The sequence below is a fragment of the Endobacterium panacihumi genome, from assembly GCF_050847465.1.
Lineage (GTDB): Bacteria > Pseudomonadota > Alphaproteobacteria > Rhizobiales > Rhizobiaceae > Neorhizobium > Neorhizobium panacihumi.
On sequence record NZ_JBOZRA010000007.1, the window covers coordinates 267,329 to 276,608 of the forward strand.

The 9,280-nt window shown below is 61.2% G+C and carries 9 protein-coding genes; all 9 read left to right on the forward strand.

Annotation, left to right across the window (positions count from 1 at the left end; translation table 11 throughout):
* Positions 1-4 precede the first annotated feature (4 nt).
* Complete coding sequence (locus tag ACRQ1B_RS24765) at positions 5-718, forward strand: amino acid ABC transporter permease (RefSeq protein ID WP_432296789.1); 714 nt, start codon at positions 5-7, stop codon at positions 716-718.
* Between the two features lie 2 nt (positions 719-720).
* Positions 721-1,524, forward strand: a complete 804-nt coding sequence (locus ACRQ1B_RS24770) for an amino acid ABC transporter ATP-binding protein (RefSeq protein ID WP_432296790.1) — start codon at positions 721-723, stop codon at positions 1,522-1,524.
* A 148-nt stretch (positions 1,525-1,672) separates the two neighbouring features.
* The gene (locus ACRQ1B_RS24775; protein WP_432296791.1) at positions 1,673-3,727 is read left to right on the forward strand and encodes a hydantoinase/oxoprolinase family protein; all 2,055 of its coding nucleotides are present in this window, start codon (positions 1,673-1,675) and stop codon (positions 3,725-3,727) included.
* Positions 3,717-5,393 (forward strand): hydantoinase B/oxoprolinase family protein, encoded by a 1,677-nt coding sequence (locus ACRQ1B_RS24780; protein ID WP_432296792.1) that lies wholly within the window; start codon positions 3,717-3,719, stop codon positions 5,391-5,393. The genes ACRQ1B_RS24775 and ACRQ1B_RS24780 overlap by 11 nt, the downstream gene beginning before the upstream one ends.
* Positions 5,394-5,413: 20 nt before the next feature.
* Positions 5,414-6,562, forward strand: a complete 1,149-nt coding sequence (locus ACRQ1B_RS24785; RefSeq protein ID WP_432296793.1) for an alpha-hydroxy acid oxidase — start codon at positions 5,414-5,416, stop codon at positions 6,560-6,562.
* 70 nt (positions 6,563-6,632) lie between these two features.
* Complete coding sequence (locus tag ACRQ1B_RS24790) at positions 6,633-7,403, forward strand: aspartate dehydrogenase domain-containing protein (protein ID WP_432296794.1); 771 nt, start codon at positions 6,633-6,635, stop codon at positions 7,401-7,403.
* A gap of 51 nt (positions 7,404-7,454) precedes the next feature.
* A complete protein-coding gene (locus tag ACRQ1B_RS24795) occupies positions 7,455-8,201 on the forward strand; it encodes an electron transfer flavoprotein subunit beta/FixA family protein (protein WP_432296795.1) in 747 nt (248 codons plus the stop codon).
* Between the two features lie 20 nt (positions 8,202-8,221).
* Positions 8,222-9,151, forward strand: coding sequence for an electron transfer flavoprotein subunit alpha/FixB family protein (locus ACRQ1B_RS24800; protein WP_432296796.1), 930 nt, complete (start codon positions 8,222-8,224; stop codon positions 9,149-9,151).
* Positions 9,152-9,156: 5 nt separating this feature from the next.
* On the forward strand, positions 9,157-9,280 hold a 124-nt coding region (locus ACRQ1B_RS24805; protein ID WP_432296561.1), incomplete at its 3' end, for an FAD-dependent oxidoreductase.

The window sequence follows — 9,280 nt, forward strand, 5'->3', positions numbered from 1 at the left end:
GACCATGAACGTCTGGGACTGGTCCGTATTTTTCCATAATCTGGTTCATCCGACCATCCTGGCGGGATTGTGGACAACGATCTGGCTGACATTGCTGACGCTGTTCCTGGCCATCGTGCTGGGAACGGTCGTTGCCCTGATCGGCCGGATCGACAGCTTTGTCACGCGTGGCTTCTACCAGGGGTATGTCGCCTTCTTCCGGGCGACGCCGCTTCTGGTGCAACTGGTGTTCCTGTATAGCGCCCTGCCGCAAATGGGCATCCGGTTGTCCGTCGTGGAGGCCGCGATCATCGGCCTGATGTTGTCGGAAAGCCCTTATGTGGCGGAAATCGTTCGCTCCTCCCTGTCTGCCGTGCCGACGGCACAATGGGAGGCATCGCGGGCCATCGGCATGCGGCCGCTCACCATCATGCGCCATATCGTTTTTCCGCAGGCGTTGCGCATCGCCGTGCCGCCGCTCGGCAACGAATTCGTGCGACAGTTGAAAAACACCTCGCTCGTTTCGGTGATTTCGATGACCGAGCTGTTCCGTGCGACGGACAATCTCACGCAGGCGAATTTCCGCGTGCTCGAGGCCCTGTCCGTCGCAACACTCTATTACCTCGGCGCGACCGCGATCTGGACGCTGCTCCAGAACGCCTTTGAAAAACGCAATTCCCGCTGGTTCGCAGATACCGGCACCCAGAAGACGGAAAACCTCAAGACGGTGGCGGTGTGATCATGGCGATGGCAACAAGCAATACCGGTTCGTTTCTGCAGCTTCGTGATGTGGTGAAGACCTATGGTCACTATGTCGCCCTCAAGGGTGTTTCCGTCTCCGTTGAAAAGGGTCAGGCAATCGCTCTGATCGGACCTAGCGGATCCGGAAAAAGCACGCTTCTGCGCTGCATCAATACGCTGGAGACCATTTCTTCCGGCACGATCACGGTCGGCGACGAGGAAATCGGGGCGACCACAACATCATCCGGCCGCAAAAAACTCAGCGAAAAGGTTCTGGCCCGGCAGCGGGAAGAGATCGGCATGGTCTTCCAGAGCTTCAACCTCTTTCCGCACATGACGGCGCTCGACAACGTCACGTCCGGCCCCCGGCTGGTCCGCGGGCAGGATGCTGGCAAGGCCCGGAAACTCGGGATGGAACTGCTTGCCCGCGTTGGTCTCGCCGACAAGGCAGGCAATTTTCCACGGCAGCTTTCGGGCGGACAACAGCAGCGTGTCGCCATCGCACGGGCGCTCGCCATGCAGCCGAAGATCATGCTTTTCGACGAGCCGACCTCCGCGCTCGACCCGGAAACGGTGCAGGAGGTTCTGAACGTCATTCGTGAGGTGAGGGATTCCGGCATGACGATGCTGATCGCTACCCATGAAATGGATTTCGCCCGCCACGCATCGGACCGGACGATCTTCATGGAGGGCGGTCAGATCGTCGAGCAGGGGGCGTCAAGCAAGGTTCTGTTCGAGCCGGAAACGGAGCGTTGCCAGCGGTTTCTAGCAGGGCTGACGGGCGCTGCCGCGACCACACACTGAAGGCGGAAGAGGGGACGGACAGTCCGCAAATGGATTGTCACATAAAATTCGAAAACCCCTCTTCTTTTGTTTGCATTTCAGTATTCAATATGGATACTGAAATTCGATAGCCCTGATGGGCATTCAAAATCGGAAGCGAGAAAACAGCATGGCTGACTGGATTGTCGGTGTGGACGTCGGTGGGACGTTCACGGATTTTTCTGCACGGGATCTTCGCACCGGTGCAGCGCATATTCACAAGCGCCCTTCCACGCCGGATGATCCTTCGCGGGCCATTCTCGAAGGCTTGAAAGAACTCCAGCACAAAACGGGTATTCCGGGTGAGGATATCGTTCGTTTCGCGCATGGCACGACCGTTGCCACCAACGCGCTTCTGCAGCGCCGTGGCGCCGCCATCCGGCTGATCACCACCAAGGGTTTTCGTGATCTGGTCGAAATCGGCCGGCAGGTTCGTCCACTGATCTACGATCTTCAGGAGGATGCGCCGGCACCGCTGGTCTCGCGCGTCAACCGCCTGGAAGTGACCGAACGCATCGGTTCACGCGGCGAAATCGTCGTCGAACTGACGGATGCCGAAATCGAAAAGCTGATCGCGGAGCTGAAGGCGGCACCGCAAGTGGAAAGCATCGCCGTCTGCCTGCTGTTCTCCTTCCTCAATCCGATTCACGAGCAGCGCATTGCTGCCGCCATTCGCGCGGCCCTGCCGGATGTCTATGTCTCGATATCGAGCGAGGTTCAGCCGGAATTCCGCGAGTTCGAACGTTTCTCGACGACCCTGATCAACGCTTTCCTGCAGCCGGAAGTCGGCCGCTACATGGAGCGCCTGAAGGGGGCGATCAGCGAGGTCGCGCCGAATGCCAAATTCGGCATCTTCCAGTCGAGTGGCGGCCTCATGTCTGTCGACAAGGCGCTGGAATTTCCGGTGCGCACCGCCCTTTCGGGCCCGGCGGCGGGTGCTGTCGGCGCTGCGGCAGCCGGTGGAAAGTCATTGATCGGCGATATCATCACGCTCGATATCGGCGGCACCAGCACCGATGTCTGCCTGATCCGTGACGGCGAAACCGAGATCGCCCATGTGCGCGATATTGCCGGCTTCCGCATCCGCTTGCCCATGGTGGATATCCATACGGTCGGCGCAGGCGGCGGCTCCATTGCCCATATCGGCCCGGATGGGCTGATGAAGGTCGGCCCGGAAAGCGCCGGCGCGGTGCCAGGGCCTGCCTGCTATTGCAAGGGAGGCACCAGGCCGACGGTGTCCGACGCCAATGTCGTGCTCGGACGCTTGCCGGCATCGCTGGCTGGCGGCGGCCTGATGATCGATCGCGACAAGGCGGTCGAGGCGGTCAGGTCGATCGCGGAGCCGCTAGGCATTCCGGTCGTCAAGGCCGCACTCGGCATCTGCGGCATCGTCTCCTCCAACATGACGCGGGCGATCCGCGCCGTCTCCACCCAGAAGGGGCATGATCCGCGAGACTTCGCTTTGATGCCGTTCGGTGGAGCCGGCGGTCTCCACGCCGCCGATGTGGCAAAGTCGCTCGGCATCCAACGCATCGTCGTGCCGGCCGCACCTGGCATCCTGTGCGCCGAAGGCCTGATCGAAGCGGATCTTCAGGAAAATTTCGTCTTCACCTGCCGCACGCCGCTCGATGGTTCGCTGGCGCCGATCGAAACGGCCGTGCAGCAGCTCGATGAACAGGCGAAGGCTTGGATTGCGCTTGAGGCCGACGGTGCCGAGGGGGCCTATCGTCTCCTGACGCTCGACATGCGGTATGTCGGACAGAATTACGAGCTACCAGTCACGCTTGGCCAGGCCGGCGACGAGCCGCGCCTGCCGGATGTCGAGGCGCTCAAGGAGGCATTCTTCGAGGCGCATCAGCGCAGCTACGGCCATGTCGATAGGGAAGCGCCGATCGAGATCATGAACGTCCGCATGAAGGCGGTTGCCCGCCTCAGCCAGATCACCCCGGTTTCCGAAAAACCGGTCGGCCCCGCCAAGGCCTCGGAACATCATGACGTGTGGTTCGACGAACACGCGCCGGTCTCGACGCCGATCTATCCGCGCAGCACGCTGGAAGCCGGCGTGCGCCTGCAGGGCCCGGCCATCATCACGCAATTCGACACGACAACCGTTGTGCCGCCATGGGCAACGCTGACGGTTGACCCGGCGCTCAGCCTCATTCTGGAGATCGACGATGCTCAATAAAATCGGCCTTGACCCCATCGCGCTCGAAATCAGCTGGAATGGCCTGAAGTCGATCACCGACGAATGTTTTCTGACGATCATGCGCAGCGCGTTTTCGACCAATATCAAGGAACGCCACGACCATTCCACCGCCATTGCCGACGCGCAAGGCCGGCTGGTGGTTCAGGCGGAACACGCGCTGCCGATCCATCTGGCTTCGATGGCCGGTCTGATGACGCATATCCTCGACCAGTATGGCGACACGATTGCGCCCGGTGACGTCTTCATCGGCAATGATCCGCATGTCGCCGGTGGTACGCACCTGCCGGATATCAATCTCGCCATGCCGGTGTTCGGCGATGGTCGTCTTGTCGGCTTCGTCGCCAACATCGTTCATCACGCCGATGTCGGCGGCGCGGCGGTCGGGTCGATGTCGGGCGGCCTCGACGAAATCTACAAGGAAGGCCTGCGCATTCCGATCGTGCGTCTTTTCAGCAAGGGCGTGCTGCAGGATGACATGATGCGCATCCTGCTTCTCAACATGCGTCTTCCGGAGGAGCGCAAGGGCGATCTCAACGCGCAGATCGCCGCTGCTCGCCTCGGCGAACGCCGCCTGCAGGAGTTCATCGGTCGCCACGGCGCTTCTTACATGGAAGCGGTGTTCGACGACATCATCCGCCGCACCAATCTGCGCATGCGTGCCGCCATCGCCAAGCTGCCGGATGGCACCTATGCGTTTTCCGACGTGATGGACGACGATGGCGCCGGTACGGAAGACATCAGGATCAATCTGGTCATCACCAAGTCGGGTGAAAAAATCCTCTTCGATTTCGAGGGTACGGACAATCAGGTTCCCGGCAATTTCAACCTGACGTTCAATGCCACCCAATCGGCCGTCTGCTTTTCGCTGAAGGCGCTTCTCGATCCGGAAGTCCCCAACAATCACGGCATTTTCGACGCGATCGAGATCCGCGCGCCGCTCGGCTCATTCATGAACTGCGTCGCGCCGGCCTCGGTGGCGTTGCGCGCCAACACCTGCCAGCGCGTCGTCGATATCGTCATCGGCGCATTGGCGCAGGCATTGCCCGATCAGGCGATCGGGGCTGCCAACGGCGCCAATACCAGCGCCGTGTTCGCCGGCATCGATCCGCGCAGCGGCAAACAGTACATCTATCTGGAAACGCTGGGCGGCGGCATGGGCGCACGGGCGACCAAGGATGGCAAGGACGGCGTTCAGGTCAACATCACCAACACCTCCAACCTGCCGGTCGAGGCGATCGAAATAGAATATCCGCTGCGTGTCGAGGAATATGCGCTGGTAGAGGATTCGGGCGGCGCCGGCCGGTTCCGCGGTGGCCTCGGCATCCGTCGCACCATTCGTCCAGTCGATCATGACTGCGAATTCAACGGTGTGGGTGAGCGTTTCCGCAATCGGCCCTGGGGCATTTTCGGCGGCACGGCCGGTCTGCCGGGGCGTTTTCTGAAGCTGGATGGCGAAGGCGGAGAAGAAAGCCTGCCTTCCAAGGCCAACCGGATCCGTCTGACACCGGCTATGGCGGCGGTGATCGAAACACCCGGTGCGGGCGGCTACGGAAAACCGCAGGAGCGCGGTCAGGACATGTTGCAGGAAGACGTCGAGAGCGGCAAGTTCACGCCGGAATTCGTGGCCTTCAACTACCGCAAATAAGCACGAAAGAGCGGAATGAAATGAAGAGGTTGCTGAATTCAGCCAATTTCAGGGAGGTGGCACGACGCCGTCTCCCCCGCTCCCTGTTTGAATATATCGATCGCGGAGCGGAAGACGAACTGGCCTTGTCGGATCTCCGCCGCAGCCTCGATGATGTAAATTTCATGCCGCGCATGCTGACCGGACACGCCGAACGGGATCTTTCCACCACGGTGCTCGGCCAGTCTGCGCAGATGCCGGTCATCGTTGCGCCGACGGCGCTTGCGGGCCTCGTCTCCCACAATGGCGAGGTCAAGATGGCGCGGGCGGCAACCGCAGCCGGTATTCCCGTCTGCATTTCCACCCAGTCGATCACGACGATCGAGGACATCCGGGCCGGCGCACCGGAGGCTATGCTCTGGTTCCAGCTTTATGTATGGAAGGATCGAAACCTGACCCGGCGCTTGCTGGAACGGGTGGCGGCCGCGGGCGTAACCACGCTGGTGCTGACGGTGGACACGCCTGTCGTGCCCAACCGCGAATACAACATGCGCAACGGCTTTTCGATCCCGATGAAGATCACGCCGCAGGCGACGGCTGACGTGTTGCTTCATCCGCGCTGGCTGTTCGGGGTTTTGCTGCGTTACGTGATGACGACAGGCATGCCCGTCTATGGCCATTATCCGCAGGAGTTTCGCTCCGCGATAACCCGGCCGTCCGTGGCCGATGCCGTCAAGCTCGAAAGCCGTCTCAATTGGGACGACTTACGCGACTTGCGGCAATGGTGGAAAGGTCGGCTCGTCGTCAAGGGCATTTTCTCGGTCGAAGATGCGCGCAAATGCCGGGAAATCGGCGTGGACGGAATCGTCGTCTCTTCGCATGGCGGACGCAATATCGACAGCGCCCCGGCGACGGTAAGGGTTCTACCCGCCATCGCCGATGCCGTCGGTAATCATCTCCAGGTGATGGCGGATAGTGGCGTACGGCGCGGCAGCGACATCCTCAAATATCTGTCGCTCGGCGCGAGATCGGTCATGCTCGGTCGCCTGCCGTTGTGGGGGCTTGCCTGCGGCGGAGAGGCGGGAGCCAGCGCCATGTTCTCGGTGCTCCGAACCGAAATGGACACGACGCTGGCGCTGCTTGGCGCCCGAACGCCTGATGACGTTGAGTTGCTGTTGCCGGGAGGTTAGGGTCGAACCGTCAAGGCATGCCCGGTTCCGGAAAACAGGGCAGCCCGAACATCGAACAAGTGCAGGTGGAATGATGAAATACAGGTCTATCGGAATTATCGGCGCGGGCGTGATCGGCAAGAGCCTGTTCGACCATGTCAGCAGTCTTGATGGCGTGGACGTTGCCTATGTCCTCGTCTCCGACAAAGCGAAATATGCGCAGAACGCCAATCTCGCCGCAGTGCTGATCGATGATCCGGCAAAAGCGCTGGAAGCGAAGGCTGATCTCGTTCTCGAAGCCGCGACGCCTGCGCTTTTGAGCACGCTCGGTCCAGACATCCTTGCCCATTCCGACCTCTGCGGCTTCAGTTGCTCGGCGCTGGCAGACAGCGCGGTGGAAGAGGTCATGCAGGCGGTGGCCAAACAAAGTGGACATCGGCTGTTCGTGCCGCACGGCGCCGTTCTGGGACTGGACGGTCTGCGTGACGGTCGCGATCAGATCGAGCAGGTTATCATCACCACCACCAAAAGCGGTACCAGCCTCGGTCAGGCGGCCGATGCTTCCGGAACCCTGTTCGAGGGTTCCACCCGCGAGGCCTGCATGCGTTTCCCGCGCAACGTCAATGTCCATGCCGCCGTCGCGTTCGCGGGCATCGGTTTCGACCGCACCCGCAGTATCGTCATCGCCGATCCGAATACCAAGGCCATGCGCCATCATATCAAGGTGTCGGGCAAGGGCCTGGACTGGGAAATCTCGATCAGCTCCCAGTCTCTGGGCGGCGTGACCGGCTCCTACACACCGGCCTCGGCGATCGGCTCTCTGAAGAGAATTCTCGGCGACGACCTGTTCGCCAATGCCTGATAATCGATGGCTGCCTAGTGGCAGCCATCCTCCTTTTCCAGGAATATCCCGATGAAGATCCTTGTGCCGGTAAAACGTGTGGTCGATTACAACGTAAAAATTCGGGTGAAACCGGACAATACGGGTGTCGAACTGACCAACGTGAAGATGTCGATGAACCCGTTCGACGAAATCTCCGTCGAGGAGGCGCTGCGTCTGAAGGAAGCCGGCAAGGCAGAGGAGATCGTCATCGTTTCGATCGGCCCGGCCAAGGCGGAAGAAACCATCCGCACCGCGCTCGCCATGGGCGCCGATCGCGGCATCCTGATCGAGACCGACGAAGCCGTCGAGCCGCTCGCCGTCGCAAAGCTGCTGAAGGGCGTGGTCGAGGCTGAGAACCCGGGTCTCGTTATCGTCGGCAAGCAGGCGATCGACGACGATTCGAACCAGACCGGCCAGATGCTGGCAGCCCTCCTCAACTGGGGTCAGGCGACGTTTGCCTCCAAAATCGAGCTTTCCGCCGACAAGGCGACCGTGACCCGCGAAGTCGATGGCGGCTCGCAGACGCTCGACGTCAAGCTGCCGGCCATCGTCACCTCCGACCTGCGCCTCAACGAACCGCGTTACGCGTCGCTGCCGAATATCATGAAGGCGAAGAAGAAGCCGCTCGACAAGAAAACGCCGGCCGATTTCGGTGTCGACATCGCACCACGCCTCATGGTCTTGAAGACGAAAGAGCCGGGCGGCCGCAAGGCCGGCATCAAGGTCAAGTCGGTTGAGGAGCTGGTCTCCAGCCTCAAGACCGCCGGCGTGATCTAACGGTAGGACAGGAGTATATCATGACCATGCTTCTTCTCGCCGAACACGACAATGCCAGCCTCAACGACCAGACCGCCAAGGCACTGACCGCGGCCAGCCAGATCGGCGGCGATGTGCATGTGCTGGTCGCCGGTTCCGGCGCCAAGGCTGCCGCCGATGCGGCTGCAAAGCTTTCGGGCGTCGCAAAGGTTCTGCTGGCTGACGGCGCCGAATATGCCAACAATCTCGCCGAGCCGCTGGCCGACCTGATCGTCTCGCTGGCCCCTGCCTATGACGTCATCCTCGGACCGGCTTCGGTTTCGGTAAAGAACGTCCTGCCGCGCGTGGCAGCCCTGCTCGATGTCATGCAGATCTCGGAAATCGTCGAGGTCGTCTCGGCCGATACGTTCAAGCGTCCGATCTATGCCGGCAACGCCATCCAGACGGTTCAGTCGGGCGATGCCAAAAAGGTCATCACCGTGCGCACCGCGTCCTTCGCGGCAACGGCTGAAGGCGGTTCGGCCTCGGTCGAAAATGCGGCTTCCGCCGGCAATGCCGGTCTGTCGACCTTCGTCTCCGACGCACTGGCGGAATCGGAACGCCCGGAACTGACCTCGGCCAAGGTGATCATTTCCGGTGGTCGCGCGCTTGGTTCCTCGGAAAAATTCCAGGAAGTCATCCTGCCGGTGGCCGACAAGCTGGGTGCTGCCGTCGGTGCGTCCCGCGCTGCCGTCGACGCCGGTTATGCCCCCAACGACTGGCAGGTCGGCCAGACCGGCAAGGTGGTCGCACCGCAGCTTTACATCGCGGTCGGTATTTCCGGCGCCATCCAGCATCTCGCCGGCATGAAGGATTCAAAGGTCATCGTCGCCATCAACAAGGACGAGGAAGCGCCGATCTTCCAGGTCGCCGATTACGGCCTCGTCGGCGATCTGTTCGAAATCCTGCCGCAGCTGGAAAAGGCACTCTGAGCGACATGACCGAAGCGACAGAGCTTCCCGAACGGGAGATGATGGAATTCGACGTTGTGATCGTCGGCGCCGGTCCTGCCGGCCTTTCGGCTGCGATCCGTCTGAAGCAGATCAACCCGGACCTGTCGG

Bases quoted from the DNA above. Each gene is read 5' to 3' on its own strand.
- ACRQ1B_RS24765 (WP_432296789.1), top strand. From the start codon at position 5: ATGAACGTCTGGGACTGGTCCGTATTTTTCCATAATCTGGTTCATCCG.
- ACRQ1B_RS24770 (WP_432296790.1), top strand. From the start codon at position 721: ATGGCGATGGCAACAAGCAATACCGGTTCGTTTCTGCAGCTTCGTGAT.
- ACRQ1B_RS24775 (WP_432296791.1), top strand. From the start codon at position 1,673: ATGGCTGACTGGATTGTCGGTGTGGACGTCGGTGGGACGTTCACGGAT.
- ACRQ1B_RS24780 (WP_432296792.1), top strand. From the start codon at position 3,717: ATGCTCAATAAAATCGGCCTTGACCCCATCGCGCTCGAAATCAGCTGG.
- ACRQ1B_RS24785 (WP_432296793.1), top strand. From the start codon at position 5,414: ATGAAGAGGTTGCTGAATTCAGCCAATTTCAGGGAGGTGGCACGACGC.
- ACRQ1B_RS24790 (WP_432296794.1), top strand. From the start codon at position 6,633: ATGATGAAATACAGGTCTATCGGAATTATCGGCGCGGGCGTGATCGGC.
- ACRQ1B_RS24795 (WP_432296795.1), top strand. From the start codon at position 7,455: ATGAAGATCCTTGTGCCGGTAAAACGTGTGGTCGATTACAACGTAAAA.
- ACRQ1B_RS24800 (WP_432296796.1), top strand. From the start codon at position 8,222: ATGACCATGCTTCTTCTCGCCGAACACGACAATGCCAGCCTCAACGAC.